Origin of the sequence: Paenibacillus sp. FSL H8-0261, from assembly GCF_045040645.1 — a bacterium.
GTDB lineage: Bacteria > Bacillota > Bacilli > Paenibacillales > Paenibacillaceae > Paenibacillus_AQ.
In genome coordinates this window covers 5,919,519-5,944,127 of sequence record NZ_CP150297.1, presented here as the reverse complement: position 1 = coordinate 5,944,127, position 24,609 = coordinate 5,919,519, and the positions used below count along the sequence as shown (strand labels likewise).

Sequence of the window (24,609 nt, the reverse complement as noted above, 5' to 3'; positions counted from 1 at the left end):
ATTATTTAACTATTATTCTTAATTTTGTATATTTTAGTTTGCTAGTTTATACTTGATTCTTATGTTGTATTATTTTGGAAATAAGGAGTGGGATTATGTGAGACTCTTCGACGGAAAAGGTATACGAGGCGGCAGCAAAACTATAAATAACTCTGGTGAATTAAGAATCAATATTTTTTTCTTTAGCACTTTTATTATTTTTTGTGTGATTATCCTTCGTCTTGCAGTCTTGCAATTTGTCGAAGGATCTACGCTAACTGAAGCTGAGGCTAATCGGGATACAAAAATAGTGCCATTATCGGCTATCCGAGGGAGTATTCTCGCGGCTGAAGGTGAGGAATTGGCGTATTCTACGCCTGTTCAATCTTTATATCTAACTTTGCAAAAGGAATATACTGCTACAAAAACAGATAAAACGACCAAAAAAACTACATTAACTGCTGAGGCAAATAATAATTCTAAGGCACTGGCTGGCAAGTTAGCAGAAGCCTTCGAAACCTATGGTGATCCTAATGATAAAAAAATAACAACAGAAGAGATCCTTGAGGCCATGGATTTATATTCTAAAAAATCATCTGGATATGTGGCTCGAAGAATTAAATCAGGCTTATCCAAGAAAGAAATTGCTTATTTTTTGGAGCATAAAAACGAATATCCTAATCTTGAAGTGTTAGAGGAAAGCTCTAGGCATTATGATACCGATACAGTGGCTGTACAAGCTGTTGGCTATGTGAAGTTTTTTAAATCCTCTACAAGTTTAGATCTTTATAAGGATGTACTTCAGGCGATGAAAAATAATCAGGATCCTGGACTTAACTATAAAGAGGATGAGCTCGTAGGCTTTGATGGCTTGGAGCTGCAATACCAGAAGGAGCTTCGGGGGCAGAATGGTTATAAGGAAGTTTCAGTAGATCCGCAGAACATGGCGGAAAAAATCGTTAATATTGAACCCCCGGTTAAAGGGAGCAATATCTGGACCACGATAAATAAAAAAATTCAGCTGAAGACCGAAGAGGCCATTAAAGACCAGATTCAGTGGTTGCATTCGCATACAGTTCAGGGGGAAACACATCCTGATGCTTTAACAGGTTATGCTGTAGCCATGGAGGTCGATACAGGCAATATTATTACGATGGCGAGTATGCCTGATTATGATACTAATTATTGGGCTACGGGTTCGATATTACCGGAGAAGTACGGACAAATCGAAAAGCATTACCAAAACGGAACGATCACTCCCTATTCATCAGGAAGATCAGGGCATAATTTCGAATCCACGGTGCTGCTCGGCTCGACAATAAAACCATTAAGTGTACTGATTGGATTAAAAGAGGGGTTTATAAATACATCTTCTACTTATCAAGATAAAGGAATCACTTCGTTTGGTAGAGAGGGACATGAGACCTTTGTAAGGAATTCATCGAATCATGTATACGGCTCTTTGTATCCTCACACAGCAATTGAAAAATCATCAAATGTATACATGGTTGATATGATCGGGAAAAAATTGTACGACAAATACAAGTCTAAGGCTATCGGTGTATGGGACACATATATGAAAGAATTCGGTCTTGGTGTTACAACAGGAATAGGTTTACCCAGAGAATACTTGGGTGATTTGAATTATAAGGCTGAAGCGAAAGCTGGGTCAGTTCAGTCTGCACTTGTGTATGCTTCTTTTGGACAGCAGGGGCGTTACACAGTTCTTCAGTTAGCGCAATATGCAGCTACTTTAGCCAATGAAGGGCAACGAATCAAACCACAGTTAGTAAGCAAAATCACTGATTCAAATGGGAAGGTTATCAAAGCGTTCAAACGGGAAGTGCTTGATGAAGTGACCCATTTCGATAAATCCTTTTGGCGGGAAATCAAGAAAGGGATGAACAGTGACGTTAAAAGTGCCTTCGGTGATTTCCCCTATGATTTTGCTCGTAAAACAGGGACTTCACAACAAACGGATAGTAAAAAAATTAACCGGGATAACGGAGTGTTCATAGCCTTTGCACCACGTGATAATCCAAAACTTGCTGTGGCTGTAGTCATTCCTGAAGGTGGGTTCGGATCAAATAGCGCCGCACCTGTAGCTAGAAAAATTTTTGATGCTTATGATTGGGAGTATGGTTTGGATGGAATTCCGAAAAAAAATATTGTTAAAAATATGAACGAATAATCGAAAGGAGAGAGCACACCGCTCTTTCCTTTTTCTTTTTCCAAGAGGGGGTGTGGAGGATGGAGGGGGAGAGTCTAGATTATTTTTTTGTAACCTATAAATCATGAAACTTTTATATACTTAGAAGCGTCAGATGAGTAGGTAAAAAATGTATTCGTCATTCCAGGAGGGTGGATCTGTGAAGAAGTTATGGATTTCAATTTTAGTAGTTTTAGTAGTCTTTCCGATGATGTTTCAATCCTCTGTAAAGGCTGCTACTCCGATCAGTATTATTATTGACGGGGTTCGATTGTCTACAGATCAAGCACCGGTGATGGTGAATGGGCGGACGATGGTGCCGTTGCGGGCTATTTTTGAAGCCTTTAATGCCACCATCAAGTGGAATCAAAAAGCACAAACTGTAACTGCAACTAAAGATGATACAACGATTATGTTAAAGATTGGCTCAAAGACCGCCACCATTAACAATAAGGCTGTAACTCTAGACGTGCCTGGTTTGAATCTGAAGGGGAGAACGATGGTCCCAACAAGGTTCGTCAGTGAAGCACTGGGCCATGAAGTGGGATGGAACCCCAAGACGCAAGTTGTAACTATAACGACTTCAGCCTCTAACGTTGGAAATGCAGGCCCAGTATCCAATGTAGTAGCGCAGGATGTGAGTGATTTCGGTGATGGTCGTGATCTTCAGGTTAGTTTCACTCGAGCGGCAAATGAGTCACTAGTGGATCATTACCGTGTTTTGATTGTGAAATCAGGGAATATTCTCAACTTGTCGTCCGCACAAACGATAACCTCTTACAATTATTCTACGGTATTACCAACAGGTACTAATCCTTCGATTCAATTGACTTCTGCTTCGAGGACTGTTGATGGTGATTCAATTAAGAGTAATCAAGCGTATGTGGCTTATGTCTTGACGGTTGGCAAAGGAAGTAATGCCAGTGCACTTTCTAGTGGATCCTCCACTATGACACTAGTGAATAAGACTGTAGCGGCAATAAATAATGTACAAGTAAATGATATAAGCGATTATGGGGATGGAAGAGATTTATCGGTAAGCTTCAATAAGCTGTCAGATGAGTCGAAGGTAAGTTCTTATCGGATATTTGTTGTCAAAGCTACTAATTATTCGAATTTTAATTTAGCTACAGCAAATAATGTGACCAGTGCTAATTACACGTTAGTCAGCAAGACGGGTAATAATATCACGCAAATTTTATCTTCAGGAGCCAGAGATGTGGACGGAGCTCTTGTTAAAACTGGCGTGAGCTACAGAGTGTTTGTCATGGCAATTGATAGCAGTAATGCAGCAAATAATGTGTTGTCTTCTGTTTCATCTGCAATTACGCTGTCCAACATAGGGGTTTCTAACTTAATTGTTAGCGACGTTAACAACTATAATGATGGCCGAGATTTGAGGGTGTCATTTACTCATGCGACGGACGAAACCTATATTAGCCAGTATCGTATCCTGGTAGTTCCGACGTCATATTACAGTAGCTTTAGTTTAGCTGAAGCCAATAATATATCGAGTGCCTACTATACAGCAGTGAGTACAACAGGTACTACAACCAATCAAGTATTGACTTCATCAACCAGAGATGTACGTGGAGCTTTGATAAAGAATGGAGTCAACTATAAAGTATATATTTTATCTATTGGAAGCAGTAATACTGGCAATGTGCTTTCGTCACCTTCATCGGTCATTACGTTGTTGAATGATTCTAGTGTGAGTATCGTCTCAAACTTGAGTGTCAGTGACGTTAACGACTATGGTGATGGCCGAGATTTGAGAGTGTCCTTCACTCATCCGACGGACGAAACCTATATTAGCCAGTATCGGATTATGGTAGTACCCACATCCTATTATAGTAGCTTTAGTTTAGCTGAAGCGAATAATGTATCAAGTAGCAACTATACATCGGTGAGTACATCTGGATCTTCTACCAGTCAAGTATTGAATTCGTCAACTAGAGACGTTCTCGGAGCTTCGATAAAGAATGGAACTAGCTATAGAGTATATGTGTTATCCATCGGAAGCGGGATTTATTGGGATTCGAATGTGCTCTCTTCCGCTTCATCGGTCATTACTTTGTTGAATGATTCTAGCGTAAAAGCCGTTACAAACTTGAGTGTCAGCGATGTAAATGACTATGGTGATGGCCGGGATTTGAAGGTGAGCTTTAGTCACGCCACAGATGAAACTTACATCAACCAATACCGGATTATGGTGGTACCTACGTCAGATTACAGTAGCTTTAGCCTGTCTGATGCTAATAATGTATCGAGTGCTAATTACACCTCGGTAAGTACATCAGGCAACAGTACCAGTCAAGTATTAGATTCTTCCGCCAGAGACGTACGTGGTAATTTAATAAAGCCTGGAATTAGTTATAAAGTGTACGTGTTAGCTGTGGGTGGTAGTAATTATTCAGGTCCCAATGCGTTATCCGGGGAGTCTTCGGTCATTACGTTGTCAACAACCAAGAGCCCAGTCATTTCTGTAACGAATGTAACGTATAAAGAGGACAATGGCAGAATCCTAATTAGTTTCGTCAAATCAGCCAATGAATCCAACATTTCAGAATACCGAGTCTTGGTTGTTCCGTCTAAACAAGGGTTTGGATCAGCGGATGCTATTGAGGTAAGATCTTCATATTATACGTCGGTAACCCCTAACGGGACGAATCCTTCAACATTCACTGCGACAAGGGATGTAAACGGAGATTCAATTGTTAAAGGTGTCAAATATAAGGTGTATGTTCTTGCTGTAGCGAATAATAGTGGTGTACAGAATGGTGGTCTTTCAAATTCAACAGAAGAATTTGAAATATAACCGAAATAAAGTTATTGTAAACATTTCAAGTTGACACCCTGTGTGATTTATCATATTATAATTCGTATTGTTATAAGTAAATAAACCAAACTCTATCCAGTGGATGGAGTGGCGGAATTTTGTCAAAGATGTATTCTTTGGTTTCAGTCGCCCCTTGTCATTTCGATGACAAGGGGCTTTATTATGTGATTTGGACGGTTCAATAGGACGGTTCAACAGAAAGGAAAGAAGATTACGATGAATATGAAGTTACTCAAATATGCTTTACTAGTATTTATAGGAGCATGTAGTTATGGATCGCTGTCAACGATCGTCAAGCTTGGAATGAACGATGGATTTAGAATGCAGCAACTGGTCGGGGCGCAATACTTTTTTGGATGGTGCATGCTGCTCTTGTTAGTTGTATTATTTTCCCGGAAAAAACTTGGATTAAAGGTAGGTGCTTCGTTATTAGGCGCGGGGATTACCATTAGTATGACGGGTATTTTCTATGGGTTTGCCGTTGAACAATTACCTGCTTCGATTGCGATCGTTCTCTTATTCCAATTTACTTGGATTGGTGTGATTCTGGAGGCTGTTGTAGATAGAAAATGGCCCAGTCGAGAGAAAATAATTTCAATGGTTATCCTTCTGATAGGAACCATATTAGCTGGGGGGATTCTAGAACCTAGTGTAGGCGAAATGACTACGAGTGGTATTGTTTTCGGTTTGATGTCTGCGGTGTCGTTTGCCTTTTATATTTTTGTCAGTGGGAGAGTGGCTACGCAGGTACCTGCTGTGAATAAAAGCTTGTATATGACTACAAGTGCAATGATTATTATTATGGTTGTTTTTTCCCCTTCCTTTATTTATGACGGAGCACTTACAGATGGACTTTGGAAGTATGGTCTTCCTTTAGGGTTGCTTGGTATAGTTATTCCTGTGCTTTTCTTTTCTATTGGTGTTCCGAAACTGGGATCAGGTCTGGGAACGATTCTTGGTGCGGCGGAGTTGCCGGCAGCTGTTGTAGCCTCCGTGTTAGTCCTGCAAGAAGAAGTATCCCTACTTCGCTGGGTTGGAATTTTCGTTGTTCTGATCGGAATTGCTGCACCACAAATCATACCGATGCGAACAGGGAAAAAGTCACCTAAACCTTCCTCCAAACCATCACTCCGTAAGGTAGAACTTTAAACTGTATACTAACATCGATGGTATGATCAGGTCCTTATAGGATGAGATCATCAATCGGTGTTTTTTTTTTGCGAAAAAAGATTGGTGTTAATTTTTCTGGTATGGCGAATCATTGTCTATTATATAGTGGTGCTATTCTATTTAATGGAGATGACCACTGATGAACCGAAATGACTATGACTATTTTAAGTCTTTGCACGATCAAGAAAATCCGCTAATGCTGTATAACTGCTGGAATGTAGCTTCGGCTAAAGCGATAGAAAAAGCGGGTTCACAGGCTATTGCCACAAGTAGCTTCGCTATGGCGGACGCATGGGGATATTCGGACGGTGAACAGCTCTCATTTGAGCAGCTGCTGTGGTCTGTTTTGAGAATAGCAGAACATGTATCGGTGCCATTGACGGTAGATATTGAGGGTGGGTATGCTGTAGATGTAGAGTCCTTAGCCAATAACATGGAACAATTATTCCAGCTAGACATCTGTGGGATTAATTTTGAGGATCAAAAGGTGAATCATCCGGGCGATGAATTATGGGCGATCGAGGAACAAAGTCATCGTATTCGAACTATACAGCAAGTGGCAGCCAAACTTCAGAAGAAGGTGTTTATTAACGCCAGAACCGATCTCTTTTTCAAAAATGGGAAGCATTCTTTGGATTTAGTGAATGAAGCAATAGAGCGTACCTGTGCATACGCTGCTGCTGGAGCGGATGGGATTTTTATACCGGGACTCACCGATCGAAACTTGATTGAATATTTTGTGCAGCAGTCACCACTGCCTGTAAATGTTATGGTAATGGATGGTATGATTTCAAATGTTGAATTGCAAGAGCTTGGCGTAAAAAGAATTAGCTATGGACCGTATAGTTACTTTCAAGCACAGCATAATCTTCAAGAAGATGCTCGAGCTATTCTGCAGATACCTGCACATTATTCAGAAATGAGCTAACAACACTATGATTACTAATAAACAGCAAATCGATAAATATTATGAGATGTTAGTCGAAAAAAACTCTAATTATGAAGGTGTATTTTTTGTCGGCGTAAAAACAACAGGTATTATGTGCAGGCCAACTTGCCCCGCTAAAAAGCCTTATAAAGAAAATTGTGAGTTTTTCGCAACAGCCAAAGAAGCTTTGTTAGCGTCTTATAGACCTTGTAAAAGATGCCAGCCTTTGTCTAATCCCACGAAAATGTCCTTAGAAGTAAAGCTTCTTGTCGAAGCTATTGAGCGTAATCCGGAAAGAAAATGGACCGATAAAGATTTTGATGAGCTGTCGATAAGTGCAAATACAGCACGCCGGCAATTTAAGAAGCAATTTGGGATGACCTTTATTGAATATGCACGTTCCAGACGTTTAGGGCTGGCATTCAAACATATCAGGAATGGGGATTCTATCATAAACGTACAACTGGACAGCGGGTATGATTCGAGTAATGGGTTTAGGGATGCTTTTTCAAGAACGATGGGAACGGTCCCGAATCACTCTAAGCAGATTAAAGTGCTGTACTGTACCTGGATAGAAACGATATTAGGGTCTATGCTTGCGATCTCAGATGAAGAGTGCCTTTTACTGCTGGAATTTGTGGATCGAAAGGGACTTGAAAACGAAATTAAGAAATTACGTACTCGCTTGAATGCAACTGTTTTGCCTGAAAAAGTACCGGTGCTAGAGCAAATTGAAGAGGAATTAACTCTTTATTTCGCAGGGCAACTTACGGTGTTTAAATCACCGATTCGTTATTTAGGCTCTGATTTTCAGCAAAAGGTATGGAATGAACTTCGAAGAATTCCTGTAGGCCAGACGGTCTCTTACAAGGAGCTTGCAGAGAACATAAACAACCCTTCGGCTTGTCGAGCTGTAGCCAGAGCTAATGGAGCGAATCAATTATCGATCTTGGTTCCGTGTCATCGCGTGATCAATAGTAATGGTGAATTAGGGGGCTACGGCGGCGGCATTGCAAGAAAAGAATGGTTAATCAATCACGAGAACAACCTTAGTTCGAAGGTAGCTTATTAACTAAAAACATACTGAACTCGATGTGTCTGAAAGTCTGGATACGTCGTTTTTTTATGCTTTTACCAGATTTAAAAGTACTGTTTTAAGCAAAAGAAGGAAAAATTATGAATTCACAACAATATCCAATTGTGTTAGCATAATATATATTTTCATAAGAAAGCGAGCCTTATCTTAGGAGATTGGAGTGAACATCATGCTGAAGGTTCTGATCGTGGATGATGAGCCCTGGGTACTTGAAGGGCTGAGAACGATGATTGACTGGGAAAAATATGGCTTTGAAGTGTGCGCGGAAGCCCATAATGGCTCAGAAGCATTGAGACTTATACAAGAATATAAACCGGAATTGGTCCTAACGGACATTAATATGCCGGTTATTAACGGTCTCGAGCTTATCGCAAAATTGAATGAAGTGATGACAAAGCCTCCGAAATTTGTGGTATTGACTGGGTATGATGACTTTAAATATGCACGTACGGCATTGCAGCAACGAGTGAATGACTATTTATTAAAACCTATTGATGATGAAGAAATAGAGTCCTTATTAAGCAGGATTACGCCTATGATCCAAAATGAAATCGCTTCCAATGAGGAGCTTGATAAGAAGCAATTCTTTGTCGTAAATAATATCGTCAACCGCCTAATACAAGGCGAGTATAACGAAAATTTAGAGCTTCTAACCCAGAGCACGTTGAAGCTTCAAGCGAATGCAGAGATAATGTGTATTCTTATCGAACCAGCCATGTCCATCAATCCATTGCATTCACGGATCGTCGACTATTTTCCCAAGGAATGTACCCGTTTCTTTCAGGATCGGTCGGGAAGAACAGGGATCATTCTTGAGTCTGCTTCTATTGGGAATGAGAGTCTGGACGCTATCGTCAACCAGATTCGTTCGGATATCGCTGAACATTTACATGAACCGGTACTCCTGGCGATTAGCACTAGAATGGTAGGCATATGTTCGATTCGAGAAATCTATATGCAGGCGCTTGATGTATGGAAACGCAAGACACATCAGCAGAAGAAGGGGGTTTTTCATTATTGTGAGCTTAGGGCTCTAAAGAAGAATGAACACCATGAGGATCACTTCAAACAGCTGCTGGATAAGGTTCTGGCAAACGATATAGAACAGATACAGCCATGTGTAAAAGAAGCGTTCGCCTCTTTCGTAGAGAATCTGTTGACGATTGAAATCGTGCAAGCCCAAGTGGCTCATTTGGAGCTTACAATTTGTACACTTATAGCTCAAATGAATGGTACTCCAGATACGATGATGATAAAGATTCAGCAAGAATATGGAAATTTAGGGGAATTAAATGATTATTTTGCATTAAGCCGCTATGTTCAAAGTCTATGTATGCTGGCGACGGTCTATCTATCTGAATTAGAGCAGCAGAATGAACAAAATACGATTTACAAGGTGATTCAGTGTGTGGATCGTGAATTTCGGAATAAATTGAAGCTTCAGGATTTAGCACGGCAATTTCATATCAATTCTACCTATTTGGGACAGCTATTCAGGAAACAAACGGGGCAGGGCTTTAGTGAATATTTAAATGCCAAAAGGATTGAGGAAGCCAAAAGTCTGCTTAAGCGAACGCAGCTGAAAATATCGGATATTGCGGTGCAGGTGGGATTCTCAAACACAGACTATTTTATTGATAAGTTCAAGCTGATTGTAGGGGTAGTCCCATCGGTTTATAAAAATGAAAATAAAAACTAATAGCTCTAGGGGAAGCAAGGTGTTTCGTATGGAGAGAAAAAAATTTAGATTTAGAAAAGTAGTGAATGACATTCCACTGAACTATAAATTTTCCCTCATTTACGTTATAGGCGTTCTACTCCCTATTATTATTATTAACCTTGTTTTCTTGGATCGGATTTCCGATTTGATCAAATCCAGAGAACAGCAAAACTTAGAAATCTCTTTAGAGAGGGCCAGAAAGGATATTCAAGATTTCATTGAGGGTGGAGTAGCAGTTAGTTATACGCTGTCCTCGGATAAGAATCTGTATGAATTGCTAGAGCGGAGGTATGGGAACTTGATTGAATTTTATGACACCTTCGACGAACAGCTTCGAGATCGGATGAACAGTTATATGCCAGTTAACAATCAACTTGAACGAATTACTGTATTTACGAATAATGACTCCATTGTTTCCGGTAGTAACTATCAGGTCATCACGGACAAGGTAAGGGAGAGTGAGTGGTATAAGCAGTTCAGTGCTGCGAATAAACATATGTTTCTTGCTGCTTATCAAATGAGCGCAGCGCCTAATGTGGCTTCTAATGCCCCGTATTTAAGTGTAATTGAGCGAATGGATGTATACAGCTCACTGAATACCTATGAGAAACTGCTTAGAATTGACCTGGATCTCAGTAAAATATATGACATTATAATTAGAGAAAAGGATTATTTGAGTCTTTACCTGGTTAACGGGCAGGATGAAATCATTATGTCTGCTCAGAGCGGGTATCAGAGGGGTACGAAGGATCCTTATCCTGTGTTCGAGCTTCAGGATGATGAGCACAAGGAAGACATACATATTGTACCCGTTGGCGGGGCTAGTTATATAAAAAGCTGGCGAATTATAGGGGTTACGCAAGGGGAGCGTATTGCTCAGGCGATTATGGAGATTCGAATTTATGCGGGTATTTTGGCGTCCATTGTCACCTTGCTCACAACCGCCTTTTTATATGTGATGTTAAGATCGTACAATTATCGGGTGAAACGGTTGTCTAGGCATATGCAGAAAGTAACGAATGAGAAATTCGATCTTATTCAAATCGATGAAGGACAAGATGAGATTGGTGACTTGATTCACAACTTTAATAGAATGACCACTAAAATTAATTCTCTAATTAACGATGTATACAAACTAGAGATTCAAAAGAATAACCTGGAGATGGAAAGAGTAAGGGCTGAACTGAATTTTTTGCAAAGTCAGATGAATCCCCATTTTCTCTTCAATACTTTAAATGCCATTTTAGTGGTCTGTACCAAAAATAATTATTCGGACGTTACAGACATCATTAAGAGTTTATCCAAGTTGCTCAGAAGACTACTTAGCTGGAAAGAAGATCTCGTTACATTGGAAGAAGAAATGACGTTCATTGAGATGTATCTGAAAATAGAAAAATTCCGGTTCAGAGATAAATTTGACTATCAATTTGAGATCGATGAGCAGTCGCTGCAATATAAAATTCCAAAGCTAAGCATGCAGCCGTTAGTAGAAAATTCCTGTAAGCATGGTCTGCAGGCCATAGAAGGACTCGGTATCATTAAAGTAAAGACGGAAATCGAGGATGGTCGTTTGCAAGTTACGATTTCAGATAACGGCAAAGGGATCGAACCAAGCCAGCTTAAAGAAATTTTATTTAATGTTCAAAATGAAGAAGCCTCCTCAGGAACGAATATCGGAATCCGCAACGTGTATCGCAGACTGGAACTATATTATGAAGATCAGGTTCGCTTTGAAATCAGCAGTGTCCCGAATGAAGGGACTGTTGTCACGTTTGGCATTCCGCTAAAGCTCCTGGAACGAAAAAATAGCTAGAAGGTGAGGGAGCCTATGAAATACAAAGTATTGTTGATCGATGATGAGCCTAGTGCTCTTGAGGGGATGCAGCTATGGATAGACTGGCAGGCGCTTGGCTTTGAAGTATGTGGAACCTCCAGTAATGGCAAAGAGGGCTTACAGTTAATAAAGCAGCTACTGCCGGATCTTGTCATTACAGATGTAAATATGCCGCTAATGAATGGTCTGGAAATGGTTTCCGCCTGGCAGCAAGAGGAGACTAAACCAATTAAGTTTGCCATACTAAGCGGTTATAGTGAGTTTGAATATGCTAAGACAGCTATACGTTATGGCATTAACCATTATCTGATGAAACCGCTTTTCGAAGAAGAGGCGTCAGAAGAATTGAAGGAGATATATCGGGAATTAGAACAGGAAACTCAGAAGCGAAGCTTAAATCAAATGGCAAACTCAGAGGAAGTTGTCTCTCTTCTTAAGAGCATTCTGAATGAGAAGGCAGAAGATAAGTCAGACTTTACAGTACTTACACGTCTATCGGAAGGCAAAAGCCTTTGGAATATTTGTTTACTACAGACAGACCCGACGATGTATACGGAAATCAGAGAGAAAGCAGTAGCTCTCCTAACGAATACGGAATCGATGTTTCTGATCGATCTGGAGGCTTTTTGCTTTGGAATCGTATACGGCTATCCTTCGGAGTCTGATGAGGGTGCCGCAATATATCCTGCAGTAGCTCCCTTGCTGAATGAACACCCTAAGCAAGCCATGTATATTGCAGTAGGGGATAGCGAGGGCTCTTTGCTTCAAATTGCGAATAGCTACCGAACGGCGAAAGAAGCGTTAATGTATTATTTTTATAATTCGGATCATTCGGGGTTCTTGACCTATCAGGGAACCAAGGATAGTCCCTTCAGCTACCACTATGATCAAATTCAACTGATGGATGACTTAATGAGGCCTATTAACACACTGGACATAAAAGGCTTTAAACAAGCTGTGGGCTTGGCCTCTCGCAGTTTTCGTGAGATGCGCATCGCTCCAGAGGTTGTGAAGAAGATCGTTATTCATATTATGTATAAGATCGTTGAGTTTACTTCGAAAGCTAGTGAAGTTCAGGTATCCTCCTTGTTAACCCAAATAACAATCCCCGAAATACGGGACTCGATGATGAAGTTGAACGATTTAATGCGTAATCTTTTATCATGTGGTGAGGCGAGTATTGATATTCTTCTAAAAGAACAAATCCAAAAATCACAGGGGATTGTACAGGAAATCAACAACTATATTGAAGCGCATTATCACGAAAATCTTACAATTAAAAAGCTGTCGGAGGTATTCTTCCTGCATCCAGTGTATCTGGGACAATTATTGATCAAGAAGAATGGCATTCATTTTAATGAGCAGCTGCATGACCTCCGGATTAAGGAATCTGCGCGTTTACTTCAACACAATAAGCTGAAAAACTGTGAGATCGCCGAGAAAGTAGGGTATTCCAATTATAGTCAGTTTCTCAAACAATTTGAAAAGAAGATGAAGATGAGCCCTAATGAATTTAAACATACGAATACCTAAACTTTTTGGGGGTACACCTTTAGTTCTGGTGTATTATCAATGGCATCATCACCTCTATAATTTAACTTGTAAGGGCTTACAATATGGTTACACCAACAAAATATGGAGGTGCTTTATGGGGGGCAAGTCAATATCAAAGTTCAAACTTAGTCTGATTGCTGTATTATCCCTAAGTTTTGCTCTAGCAGGGTGTGGTGGAAATAACAGCGGTAATACTGCTAAGGGGGAAAACAAACCGGCAGAAACAACAGCTGCAACTGCAGCTGGAACCGATGACAAGAAGGTAGAGCCTTTTGAAGTTAGTATCTTTCTTGGAGAAGCAGGTCAGCAACCCACACCAGATAACAAAATTTACAAGATGATCAAAGAAAAAACAGGCGCATCATTCAATTTTGAATTCTTGGCTGGAGACCTTAAACAGAAGCTTGGCGTTATGATTGCCGGTTCGGATTATCCAGATCTGATGAGTTCCAATACCCAACTGACGGCAGCAGGTGCATTTATTCCTCTCGAGGACTTAATTGAAGAACACGCTCCGAATTTGAAAGCGCATTACGCAGCTTACTGGAACATGATGAAGGATCCCAATGATGGACACATTTATACACTTCCAAACTATGGTGCGTACAATGGTGAGATGAATACAACCTATTACTCTGGCCCAGCTTTCTGGATTCAGAAAGCTGTACTTAAAGATGCCGGTTATCCAACGGTTAAAACTTTGGACGAGTATTTCGATCTTATCGTGAAATATAAAGAGAAAAATCCAACCATTGATGGTCAACCAACAATTGGGTTTGAGATTCATAACAAAGACTGGAGAAACTGGGGATTGTTTAACGCTCCTCAGCATCTGATCGGTCATCCTAATGATGGCGGAGTAGTAGTTAAGGATAACGTAGCAGAAATCTTTGCGGATAAAGACTATGCAAAGCAGTACTATAAAAAACTTAATGATATGAATGCATTGGGTATTATTGACAAAGAAGCATTTGTAATGGATTATGACCAATATTTAGCTAAATTGTCCAGCGGTTCCGTACTGGGAATGTTTGATCAGCACTGGAACTTTGGTAAAGCAGAAGATTCACTCAAGACACAAGGGAAAGATATGAGCACTTATGTAGGTCTGCCTCTTGTGTATGATACTAACACCAAAGATTATTATCTGGATCGTCCTGCTCTTAACTTGAATAATGGATTCGGGATTACTGTCAATGCTAAGGATCCAGTGAGAATCCTTAAACTTATGGACACATTGATTCAAGAAGATTGGCAAAGAACCCTCACTTGGGGGATTGAAGGCGAAGATTATCAAGTGGTAGACGGTCGCTTTATAAGAAACCAGGAGCAACGGGATAACGCAGTTGATGCTACATGGAAGCTAAGTAACAAAGCAGAAGCTTGGTATGCTACCGCTCCGAAAATGCAAGGGTACTTTGCAGACGGTAACTCAACGGATGCGGCAGCCCAACCAGAAGAATATAAAGCAGGGTTGGAAGCGTATGACAAGGAAGTTCTTGACGCATATGGATTCAACAGTTATGTAGATTTCTTCAGTAAGCCTGGACCGAACCCAGTGGCTTATCCTGCTTGGTCGATAGATCTTGTTGAAAATTCTCCAGCAAAAATCGCCGATACGAAGATGGGAGAAGTTAAAACCAAGTACCTGCCAAAAGCAATCTTGGCTAGCCCTTCCGATTTCGATAAAGTTTGGACTGAATTTGTTGGAGAACTTCATAAAGCGGATATTAAAGCTTACGAAGACAGAATCAATGAACAGCTTAAATGGAGATTTGATACTTGGAGTGTTAAATAGTTAGAGCTTGCTTAAAAATCAGAAAGTGGTGGCTTATTAGCCAACCACTTTCTGAAATATATGGATGATGTGGGGAGAAAATATATGGATGAGATTTTAACGGGAAAAAAAGTTAACCGGCATCCTAAAAGAAAAAAGAAGCAACCGATTACTATGACCTTGATTAAGAATCAGAAACAGCTGATTTGGATGTCAGTTCCATTGCTGCTGTATATTGTACTATTTGCGTACGTACCTGTTTGGGGATGGACAATGGCTTTTCAGGATTATAAACCAGCTAAGGCATTTGGCGAACAGACATGGGTCGGCTTGAAACACTTCAAGTTTCTATTTACGGATGATACCTTTTTAAGGGTACTACGAAACACACTGGCTATGGGATTAATTAATTTCTTTCTAGGATTTATAACCGCGATAACATTGGCCTTACTTCTTAATGAAATCAAAAATGTATTTTGGAAAAGAACCGTGCAGACCATATCCTACCTACCTCACTTTCTTTCCTGGATTATTGTAACAGGGATTGTAGGTGTCTCCCTCTCGGTTAACGACGGGATTATCAACATCGTGCTCATGAAATTACATCTTATCGATTCACCAATCCTTTGGTTGAGTGAAGGGAAGTATTTCTGGGGTATTGTGGGTGCTTCAACCGTCTGGAAAGAGGTTGGATGGAGTACAATCATCTACTTGGCTGCTATGGCTTCTATAGATCCAGCTTTATATGAGGCTGCTGAGATTGATGGGGCTAACCGGTACAAAAAAATGTTCAATGTAACATTGCCGGGAATTAAACCAACCATTGTAATCCTGATGATAATGTCCATAGGACATGTATTGGATGTCGGATTTGAGGTTCCGTACTTGTTAGGGAACGGGCTTACTGTAGACTGGTCGGATACGATTGATATATTTGTATTGAAATACGGGATTGGGCAAGGGAATTACTCCTTAGCCACTGCGGGAGGCATATTTAAAACAGTCGTAAGTGTAACGTTACTGCTTTTAGCTAACTGGACGTCGAAGCGGCTAGGGGAAGAGAGGCTGTTATAATCATGGAAAAAACTCAATTAATACCTCAGAAATCTCCAAAAAGTAATAGTAGAAAACGTATGAGAATTATAGGGATCGAACCAGTAGTGTTCGGTACCTTCAATACTATCTTTATGATATGTCTAGTCATTGTTACCTTGTATCCATTCTTGAATACTATAGCAGTTTCCTTAAATGAGGGGAATGATACCATCCGCGGCGGCATTTATCTATTGCCTAGGGAGTGGACTATACAGAACTACAAAGCTGTTTTTGCCTCTGGTACAATTATTCCTGCTTTTTGGATTTCGGTAGCACGAACAGTGATATCTACGATCCTGAATCTATTTTTAACCACAATGCTTGCTTATACTTTAAGCCGGAAAGAATATGTTTTCCGCAAGCAGATTACCTTTGTTTTCGTCCTAACCATGTATTTTAATGCGGGTCTGATTCCAAACTATTTCCTAATTAAGGATCTTCATATGCTTAATACATTTTGGGTATATGTAATACCGACTATGATAAGTGCATTTAATATGATCGTCATCCGTACTTATATTGGTAGCATACATGAAAGTCTTATGGAATCCGCGAGAATCGACGGTGCCGGGGAATTTAAGATTTTCATGAAAGTAGTCTTCCCTTTATGTAAACCTGTTCTTGCTACCATTGCCCTTTTTGTCGCGGTAGGTGCATGGAACTCATGGTTTGATGCTTTTATCTACACCTCTTCCCGCCAGCACTTGAGTACATTGCAGTATGAATTAATGAAACTAATACAATCTAGTATGAATGCGAACAGTAGCGCAAGTGTAGCTAACGGGGCAGGGGTAACTGCGGAGTCAGCGGGGTCAATGGTAACTCCAAAGTCCATTCGTGCAGCCGTTACTATCGTTGCTTCGGTTCCGATTCTGCTAGTCTATCCATTCATGCAAAAGTACTTTGTAGTTGGAATGAACGTAGGAAGCGTGAAGGAATAAGTAGCTTGCACCCACTATTAAATAATAGGAAGGTTGTTTGTTGAATTATGACTCCATCTCCAATCACATACACGAACCCAATACTTCCAGGTTTTTATCCAGATCCTAGCATCACTCGAGCAGGGGATGATTTCTACTTGGTGTGTAGCTCCTTTGAATATTTTCCTGGGGTGCCTATCTTTCACAGCCAGGACTTGATTCACTGGACACAAATTGGTCATGTATTAGATCGTGTAAGTCAGCTAGATACACGTAAGAGCAAAAGCTCTGGAGGTATATTTGCTCCAACCATCCGGTATCATGAAGGAACGTTTTACATGATAACGACCGAAATACACGGGAAGGGGAATTTCTATGTTACGGCTACGGACCCAGCGGGTCCGTGGTCAGACCCGATTAGTATTCCTTATGGAGGAATTGACCCTTCCCTAATGTTTGATGAGGATGGAAAGGTATATGTAACCACCCAGCAGGGAGCAGATTATGATTCCCACGCTATTCAATATGAGATAGACATTGCTACAGGAGCAGCATTAACAGAACCTGTTGTCATCTGGACTGGGGATGGTGGACCTTGGACGGAAGGACCACATTTGTACAAAATTAACGGAATGTATTATATCATGTCTGCTTCAGGCGGCACGGCAAAGGAACACCGAGAAATTATCGGTCGTTCTTCCTCCCCTTACGGTCCTTTTGAAAGATTAGAGCAACCGATATTGACCCATCGCGGGACTGATAGTCCCATTCAGTATCTAGGACATGCTGATCTGATCGAAGATCGTAACGGGGATTGGTGGGCCGTATTCCTTGGAGTACGTCTAGTAGATTCCAAGTATACAGTGCTAGGAAGAGAGACCTTTCTTGCCCCTGTAACGTGGAATGAAGACGGATGGCCGATGATTGATAATAACGAAGATATCGTAGGAGTGGATATGAAGGTTCCGCGTGTAACGGGTCAATCACCAAAGCCTGCGCTAAGCGGAAGGTATGACTTTGAAGACGATGTATTACCGTTCGCAATGACCTTTCTTCGTAATCCCGCTGAGGCAAGCTGGTCTCTAAATGAACGCCCGGGATGGTTATCTCTTCGGGGTCAATCTAAGGGTCTCAGTGATATAGGACAGGTGGCCTTTATAGGAAGAAGACAGCAGCATACTTCAGCAGAATGGAGTACATTACTGGACTTTAACCCTACCGTGGACGGTGAAGAGGCTGGACTTTGTGCTAGATTGGATGAGCATGCACATTATGAGGTTGGCTTGGTGCAAAAAGATGGCCACAGAGTCATTGCAGCACAATTAACTATTGATGGAATAACCCGTGTAGAAGCAGAAGTACCAATTACAGCTGAGCGAATTTATCTGAAAATACAGGCGGAGCTTACCGAATACACCTTATTGTTCTCCTTGGATGGGCAGGAATGGAATAAGCTATCTACAGCGGCAGCATACCCATTATCCCCACAGGCCGTAAAAGGAAATGGATTTACAGGTGTTCTTATCGGTTTATATGCGACAGGTCATGGTAAAGTAGCTGAGGTACCTGCCCACTTTGATTGGTTCGATTATCGGTCATAATGAATAGCGTTTGTTAGGAGGGAACTTGTTGAGACAAGCTAGTGATTTTACAGAGCCTGCACTAAAGACAGTGTTCGCAGAGGATTTCAAGATTGGCGCAGCCGTCAACCCATTAACTATCCAATCACAGGAGCATTTGCTTGCTTATCATTTCAACAGTATTACCGCTGAGAACGAGATGAAATTTGAAAGTCTGCATCCACTTGAGGACACTTATAACTTTAGGGCAGCAGACCAGCTGGTTGCCTTCGCCAGGGAACATCATATGGCGATGCGCGGACATACCTTGATTTGGCACAACCAGACAACGGACTGGCTGTTTGAGGATAAGGGCGGAGGACCTGTAAGCAAAGAGATTCTGCTTGCACGAGTTAAATCACATATTCAGACCGTTGTAGGACGTTATAAGGAAGAAATTTATGCTTGGGATGTTGTAAACGAGGTAATCGCTGATGAGGGAGAAGAACTTCTTCGCCAGTCGAAGTTGCTCGACATTGTTGGCCCGGACTTTATCGCCAAAGCGTTTGAATTCGCGCATGAAGCCGATCCAAAGGCTTTGTTGTTCTACAATGACTATAACGAATCCCATCCATTAAAGCGTGACAAAATCTATAAACTGGTGAAGTCGCTATTGGAACAAGGCGTGCCGATCCATGGCGTCGGATTGCAGGCACACTGGAATTTATACGATCCTAGTCTGGATGATATTCGTACAGCGATCGAAAAATATGCATCCTTAGGACTTCAGCTCCAACTGACAGAGCTGGATGTATCCATGTTCCGTTTCGATGACAAACGGATGGACTTAAAGGCAGTACCTGCTGAGCTGCTCGAGCTTCAAGCAGATCGATATGAAGCGATGTTCGCACTGCTGAGAGAATACCGGGACGTGATTAGTTCGGTCACGTTCTGGGGAGCAGCGGATGACTATACCTGGCTGGATGATTTCCCTGTTCGTGGGCGGAAGAACTGGCCGTTCCTATTCGATGAAGGGCATAAGCCGAAGCCAGCTTTCCATCGAATTATCACCTCTGCCACGAAATCATAGAGTGGGCAAGCTGCTCAAATAATGAACTGTGAACCCGTCCTTTTATCGATTAAGGGCGGGTTATTTATAAGTTGATAGATTAGTAGTATGGATCTCAAAGGGCGGATTAAAGTGAGCGTGACAATTAGAACGATTCTGGAAGATTTAATAGGAGCCATGGAACAGATAGATGGGACTGTGGATACTCTTAAGCCGGGGAATCCGGAAATGGTGATTACAGGTATGGTTACGGCATTTTGCGCTACGCAATATGTTGTGGAACGAGCGGTTGCTATGAACGCCAATTTGTTGATCACACATGAAGGTGTGTTTTACAGTCATCATGAGACGAGCAAGTGGTTAGAGGCTGACCCTGTGTCTCGCGCGAAACGGAGTTTGATTGAGCGTTCTGAACTGGCTATTTTTCGTTATCATGATTATTGGCATCGGCATCAACCGGATGGAATCATGGTGGGCTTGCTACGAGAGCTTGAATGGTCAGCCTATGTGGTTGAGCAGCAATCCACTGCTACAATCCTATCGATTCCAGCTATGACGGTAAGTGAAGCGGCTCTGTATATAAAAAGAAAGCTAGGCATCTCCTATGTACGTGCTGCCGGAGACCTATCCCAGACATGCAGACAAGTGGGGATATTAGTAGGTTACAGAGGAGGTGGGACGATGGCTATTCCTCTTTTTAATCAGCATAATCTTGATTTAATTATTGCTGGCGAGGGCCCCGAATGGGAAACTCCAGAATATGTGAGGGATGCTGTCCACCAAGGCAGATCAAAAGCGCTGATTATGTTAGGTCATGCGGAAAGTGAAGCTCCAGGAATGAAATATTTAGCTGAAGTTCTGGCACAGAAATACCCAATGATTCCCACTTATTTTATTGCTGAACAACCGGTCTATCAGCTGGTTTAATTCGTATAAACCGAAATGAAGAATAAATTTGCATATTATGGAGAAAATGATTGGAAACCAGGTCACTGAGAAAGGAGTGTTTCAATGGAAATTCCTTTGGAGGCTGATGAAGTGTTAAGTCGTATCAAAAAGCTTCAAACCGATGGAAGCTCGATCAGCAAAAAACAAGTGAAGCAAAGCGATCCTGATCTTATGAGAAGTGCGCTGTTCTTTTTTCCGAGCTGGGAGCATGCATTGAAAAACGCCGATCTGTTGTAGCCATATGATTGTATAACGAAGCCGAGTGGTTCAGGGATTGATCTCTGATGGCCGCTCGGCTTTTTTTAGATATATTGAGTAAACAAGAGCAAAAGAAAGAGAAAACGAAGTGTATGCTCAATATGAAATGAAAAGCATGGCTTTCAACATTATTTTGCCCACGGCTCAACTTTACAAGAAACCTTACACGGAGTATGATTCATCACATAACTGACAATTACATAAGAAGTCCGCTTAATTTCCGTTAAGGAAAGCGGGGGAACCAACAACTGGGAACCAGTGTAACAATCGGTACTAGTTATGGGGTGAATCCTGTTCCAGGTGCATAAATGCATCCATGCAGGTAGGGCAACTCTCACTGCCCGAATCCGACAGCTAACCTCGTAAGCGTATGGAGAGAGGATGAATGGCGTATTTGATGATGAATAGCCACAGAGAATCCCTCTGTGGTTTTTTGCTGCGTTAAAAAGCAGATATAGTTGTAGAACCTATCTATGAAAGAGGTGTTAACTTTGCCTATTGCTAAACTGAATGGAACTTCGCTCTATTACGAAATCAATGGAACAGGGGCTCCGGTTGTGTTTATCCATGGACATGGATTAACACATAGTATGTTCAAGCCACAATTGGAGTATTTTTCTGATAAATATAAAGTGATTCTGTGTGATTTACGGGGGAATGGCAAATCAGGTGAATTACTGCAGGCCCCAAACGAGATTATTGAAACCCAATGTCTAGATATAATTATGCTATTAAATGATTTGGGTATTCGTGAGGCTGTTTTTGTTGGGAGTGCCTATGGGGGGCTCGTCGTTCAGCATATTGCGAAACAATATCCAGAACGAGTAAAAGCGATTGTTGTCGCGGATAGCTTTTGTAGAAGTCAGGCGTCAACGATAATCGGTAAAATCCAGCTTATGGCTGCTTATTGTAGCTGGTTAATGTATTACGCTCCAAGTGAGCTTGTACTGCCTTCGATTCGTATGATGTACCGGGAACGCTGGAATCTGGCTTATAACGAGATTAGAAGAGGACTTCTCGATAAACGTCCACGGGAATTGTATCGGCAAAGGCTGGCTACGAGCCATGTGGATTACACTAGATGCTTAAAGTCTTTTAAGCGTCCCGCCTTATGTATTGTAGGTGACTTTAGTGAATTTGGAGTTAATTGTATGAAGGATATGGTGTCTCAGCTGCCACATGCTCAGTTAGTGATCATCCCTAACGCATTAGATCCTAGTAATCTGTGTCAGCCGGAGAAATTTAATGCTATACTTCAGCGGTTTTTGGAGAAACAGCAGGAAACTCAGCAGATTAGTTGAACTTAGTGGTAAGTGAGAAATGAGGGGCGTCCCATAGCCGGGGAGTATGTACTGGCTACGGGGCGTTCTTCTGTATGTCTGTATTTTGTACAATGCTGTCTACTGATGTAAGATTAAAGTTATTCGATACTAACTATCTAAAGGAGCTGAGTCATGATGTCTCAAGCCGAAACCATAAAATTGACCTCATTATCTTCAAAAGGGGGCTGCGGCTGCAAAATCGGTCCCGCCGATCTCATGCAGGTTATTCGCAGTCTACCACCAACCGTTCCTAATCCGGATCTACTTGTGGGTCTTGATACCAGTGATGACGCTGGGGTATATCGATTAAGTGATGATCTGGCGTTAGTGCAAACTGTTGATTTTTTCACGCCGATCGTGGACGACCCTTATTCCTTTGGGCAAATTGCAGCAGCTAATGCGTTAAGTGATATTTATGCTATGGGCGGTAAGCCGCTTACGGTGCTTAATATTGTGGCCTTCCCTATTTCTGTTCTGGACAAAAGCATTCTCGGTGACATTTTGCGCGGTGCAGCAGATAAAGTGCAGGAAGCAGGAGCAACGCTTGTGGGCGGACATTCCATCGACGATAAAGAGCCTAAATTTGGATTGGCCGTTACGGGCCTTGTGCATCCGGACAAAGTAAGAACGAATGCAGGTGCGCAGGCAGGAGATAAGCTGATTTTGACTAAACCTATCGGTGTGGGCATCTTAACGACTTCTATTAAAAAGGATCAGCTATCCCCAGAAGAAACTACACGCCTTACGACAGTCATGTCTACACTGAATAAAAAAGCGGCAGAAATCATGGAGCCCTATGATGTACATGCTTGTACAGATGTTACCGGATTTGGGTTGCTTGGACATGCCTCGGAAATGGCAAAAGGGAGCAATCACGGACTGATTATTCGTCAAGGCGATGTACCGATGCTGCCAAGAGTAAGAGAGCTCGCGGAGCAGGGCTTTGTTCCAGGCGGCACTAAGAATAACTTTGCTCATTTGGAGGGCAGTATTCTTTATCCGGAAGAGATGGACCAATTAAGCCGCTATATTCTGTGTGATGCTGTGACTTCCGGTGGATTGCTGATCTCTGTTGCTCCTGAACAAAGTGAGGATTTGCTAAAAGAGTTAGTAGATGCAGGTGTAGAAGCAGCATTGATCGGAGAGGTAACGGAAGAACATCCGGGTCAGATTGCAGTTATAGCTGCGCAATAAAGTTGGAGTTCAGCTTAGAGGCGACCTAAGAAGTTAGCCACCAGAGGAGAGAGCGCATTGTTTCAGGATATTACACTGGAAGAACTAAGAGTGTTAAAGAATAAGAAGCAGATCACCGTTATCGACGTTCGATCTCCTTCTGAATATAAAGATGCAACGCTGCCGGATAGCTTGAATATTCCCTTTTTTGATGATGAGGAACGGGCTGAAGTAGGTACGTTGTATAAACAGACAAGTGTGCAGGCTGCGAAAGAACGCGGTTTGGAGATTGCTGCTGCGAAGCTACCTTCCTTTGTCAAAGAATTTGCTGCGATTCAAGGGGACAAGGCTGTATTCTGCTGGAGGGGAGGTATGCGCAGCCGTACAACTGCGACCGTACTTTCTTTAATGGATATTCACGCTTACCGATTGATTGGCGGCTATAAAGCTTACCGTAAATGGGTACTCGATGAACTGGAGTCCTATGAATTCAAGGCGAAGCCTTATGTCATTCATGGAAATACGGGTACAGGTAAAACAAACCTGCTGCACCGCCTGAAGGCACAGAGCTATCCTGTTTTGGATTTGGAAGGAATGGCAGGTCACCGCGGTTCTATCTTTGGCGAGATCGGACTTCATGCAAACAATCAAAAAACGTTCGATAGTCTTCTTATGGAGGAATTAATTAAGCTTGGGGATGCTCCTTATGTACTGTTTGAAGCGGAGAGCAAAAAGATTGGGAAGGTCGTAATGCCCCCATTCATGGCCGAGCAGAAGGAGATTGGAACACAAATTTGGATTGAGATGCCACTACAAGCCAGAGTGCAGCAAATCCTTGAGGATTATCGACCAGAAGAATATAAAGAACAGTGCATTTCAGCATTTCGAAGTATCAAATCGCGAATTCATATCCCCATTGCGGCGGAAATCGAGCGTTGCTTGCAAGCTGATATGTTCGGAGAGGCTGTTGCGCTGCTGTTAGAATACTACTATGATCCTAAATACGATTATACGTCTACTCAGTATGAAGGCATTGAGAGAGTTACCTTTAAGGTGAACAATTTGGATGAAGCTGAGGCTGCGGTAATCTCTTTTTTAAGTAATCAGAAGGTATAAGCTTTATGTATCGTAGTATGAGGGGTTTAGAGGAGGCTCGGCT

18 protein-coding genes and 1 riboswitch are annotated in these 24,609 nt (G+C 41.7%); all 18 genes read left to right on the top strand.

Features of this window, described 5'->3' with window-relative positions:
* The first annotated feature begins 97 nt into the window (after nt 1-97).
* The 18 genes from MHI27_RS26360 to mnmH all read left to right on the top strand — a co-directional run bounded on the left by MHI27_RS26360 (nt 98) and on the right by mnmH (nt 24,566).
* Nucleotides 98-2,170: a peptidoglycan D,D-transpeptidase FtsI family protein gene (locus MHI27_RS26360; protein ID WP_405175018.1), complete on the top strand. Its 2,073-nt coding sequence runs from the start codon at nt 98-100 to the stop codon at nt 2,168-2,170.
* A 178-nt stretch (nt 2,171-2,348) separates the two neighbouring features.
* Nucleotides 2,349-5,006, top strand: coding sequence for a stalk domain-containing protein (locus tag MHI27_RS26355; RefSeq protein ID WP_405175017.1), 2,658 nt, complete (start codon nt 2,349-2,351; stop codon nt 5,004-5,006).
* Nucleotides 5,007-5,249: 243 nt separating this feature from the next.
* The gene (locus tag MHI27_RS26350) at nt 5,250-6,176 is read left to right on the top strand and encodes a DMT family transporter (protein ID WP_339267131.1); all 927 of its coding nucleotides are present in this window, start codon (nt 5,250-5,252) and stop codon (nt 6,174-6,176) included.
* 160 nt (nt 6,177-6,336) lie between these two features.
* Entirely contained in the window at nt 6,337-7,125 is a 789-nt protein-coding gene (locus MHI27_RS26345) for an isocitrate lyase/phosphoenolpyruvate mutase family protein (RefSeq protein ID WP_405175016.1), read from the top strand.
* A 7-nt stretch (nt 7,126-7,132) separates the two neighbouring features.
* Nucleotides 7,133-8,197: a trifunctional transcriptional activator/DNA repair protein Ada/methylated-DNA--[protein]-cysteine S-methyltransferase gene (locus tag MHI27_RS26340; RefSeq protein WP_341059508.1), complete on the top strand. Its 1,065-nt coding sequence runs from the start codon at nt 7,133-7,135 to the stop codon at nt 8,195-8,197.
* Between the two features lie 193 nt (nt 8,198-8,390).
* Nucleotides 8,391-9,920, top strand: coding sequence for a response regulator (locus MHI27_RS26335; protein WP_405176801.1), 1,530 nt, complete (start codon nt 8,391-8,393; stop codon nt 9,918-9,920).
* Between the two features lie 28 nt (nt 9,921-9,948).
* Nucleotides 9,949-11,754 carry a sensor histidine kinase gene (locus MHI27_RS26330; RefSeq protein ID WP_076285332.1) on the top strand — a complete coding sequence of 602 codons (1,806 nt, stop codon included), beginning with the start codon at nt 9,949-9,951 and terminating at the stop codon, nt 11,752-11,754.
* Nucleotides 11,755-11,769: 15 nt separating this feature from the next.
* Nucleotides 11,770-13,308, top strand: a complete 1,539-nt coding sequence (locus MHI27_RS26325; RefSeq protein WP_341129159.1) for a response regulator — start codon at nt 11,770-11,772, stop codon at nt 13,306-13,308.
* Between the two features lie 115 nt (nt 13,309-13,423).
* On the top strand, nt 13,424-15,127 hold the full coding sequence (locus tag MHI27_RS26320) for a sugar ABC transporter substrate-binding protein (RefSeq protein WP_076285297.1): 1,704 nt from the start codon (nt 13,424-13,426) through the stop codon (nt 15,125-15,127).
* An 84-nt stretch (nt 15,128-15,211) separates the two neighbouring features.
* The gene (locus tag MHI27_RS26315; protein ID WP_076285296.1) at nt 15,212-16,180 is read left to right on the top strand and encodes a sugar ABC transporter permease; all 969 of its coding nucleotides are present in this window, start codon (nt 15,212-15,214) and stop codon (nt 16,178-16,180) included.
* 59 nt (nt 16,181-16,239) lie between these two features.
* Complete coding sequence (locus tag MHI27_RS26310; protein ID WP_405176800.1) at nt 16,240-17,142, top strand: carbohydrate ABC transporter permease; 903 nt, start codon at nt 16,240-16,242, stop codon at nt 17,140-17,142.
* Nucleotides 17,143-17,189: 47 nt separating this feature from the next.
* Entirely contained in the window at nt 17,190-18,722 is a 1,533-nt protein-coding gene (locus MHI27_RS26305; RefSeq protein ID WP_405175015.1) for a glycoside hydrolase family 43 protein, read from the top strand.
* A gap of 28 nt (nt 18,723-18,750) precedes the next feature.
* On the top strand, nt 18,751-19,770 hold the full coding sequence (locus MHI27_RS26300) for an endo-1,4-beta-xylanase (RefSeq protein ID WP_405175014.1): 1,020 nt from the start codon (nt 18,751-18,753) through the stop codon (nt 19,768-19,770).
* Between the two features lie 111 nt (nt 19,771-19,881).
* Nucleotides 19,882-20,676: a Nif3-like dinuclear metal center hexameric protein gene (locus tag MHI27_RS26295; RefSeq protein WP_076300403.1), complete on the top strand. Its 795-nt coding sequence runs from the start codon at nt 19,882-19,884 to the stop codon at nt 20,674-20,676.
* Between the two features lie 84 nt (nt 20,677-20,760).
* Nucleotides 20,761-20,934, top strand: coding sequence for a hypothetical protein (locus MHI27_RS26290; RefSeq protein WP_170880375.1), 174 nt, complete (start codon nt 20,761-20,763; stop codon nt 20,932-20,934).
* Between the two features lie 221 nt (nt 20,935-21,155).
* Nucleotides 21,156-21,340: riboswitch (cyclic di-AMP (ydaO/yuaA leader) on the top strand.
* 106 nt (nt 21,341-21,446) lie between these two features.
* Nucleotides 21,447-22,256 (top strand): alpha/beta fold hydrolase, encoded by an 810-nt coding sequence (locus tag MHI27_RS26285; RefSeq protein WP_042191701.1) that lies wholly within the window; start codon nt 21,447-21,449, stop codon nt 22,254-22,256.
* 156 nt (nt 22,257-22,412) lie between these two features.
* A complete protein-coding gene (selD, locus tag MHI27_RS26280; protein WP_149645078.1) occupies nt 22,413-23,471 on the top strand; it encodes a selenide, water dikinase SelD in 1,059 nt (352 codons plus the stop codon).
* A gap of 57 nt (nt 23,472-23,528) precedes the next feature.
* Nucleotides 23,529-24,566, top strand: coding sequence for a tRNA 2-selenouridine(34) synthase MnmH (gene mnmH, locus MHI27_RS26275; protein ID WP_076285291.1), 1,038 nt, complete (start codon nt 23,529-23,531; stop codon nt 24,564-24,566).
* The last annotated feature ends 43 nt before the right edge of the window (nt 24,567-24,609 follow it).

Bases quoted from the DNA above. Each gene is read 5' to 3' on its own strand.
- MHI27_RS26310 (WP_405176800.1), top strand. From the start codon at position 16,240: ATGAGAATTATAGGGATCGAACCAGTAGTGTTCGGTACCTTCAATACT.
- MHI27_RS26325 (WP_341129159.1), top strand. From the start codon at position 11,770: ATGAAATACAAAGTATTGTTGATCGATGATGAGCCTAGTGCTCTTGAG.
- MHI27_RS26320 (WP_076285297.1), top strand. From the start codon at position 13,424: ATGGGGGGCAAGTCAATATCAAAGTTCAAACTTAGTCTGATTGCTGTA.
- MHI27_RS26330 (WP_076285332.1), top strand. From the start codon at position 9,949: ATGGAGAGAAAAAAATTTAGATTTAGAAAAGTAGTGAATGACATTCCA.
- MHI27_RS26345 (WP_405175016.1), top strand. From the start codon at position 6,337: ATGAACCGAAATGACTATGACTATTTTAAGTCTTTGCACGATCAAGAA.
- MHI27_RS26335 (WP_405176801.1), top strand. From the start codon at position 8,391: ATGCTGAAGGTTCTGATCGTGGATGATGAGCCCTGGGTACTTGAAGGG.
- MHI27_RS26305 (WP_405175015.1), top strand. From the start codon at position 17,190: ATGACTCCATCTCCAATCACATACACGAACCCAATACTTCCAGGTTTT.
- MHI27_RS26315 (WP_076285296.1), top strand. From the start codon at position 15,212: ATGGATGAGATTTTAACGGGAAAAAAAGTTAACCGGCATCCTAAAAGA.
- MHI27_RS26290 (WP_170880375.1), top strand. From the start codon at position 20,761: ATGGAAATTCCTTTGGAGGCTGATGAAGTGTTAAGTCGTATCAAAAAG.
- MHI27_RS26350 (WP_339267131.1), top strand. From the start codon at position 5,250: ATGAAGTTACTCAAATATGCTTTACTAGTATTTATAGGAGCATGTAGT.
- selD (WP_149645078.1), top strand. From the start codon at position 22,413: ATGTCTCAAGCCGAAACCATAAAATTGACCTCATTATCTTCAAAAGGG.
- MHI27_RS26340 (WP_341059508.1), top strand. From the start codon at position 7,133: ATGATTACTAATAAACAGCAAATCGATAAATATTATGAGATGTTAGTC.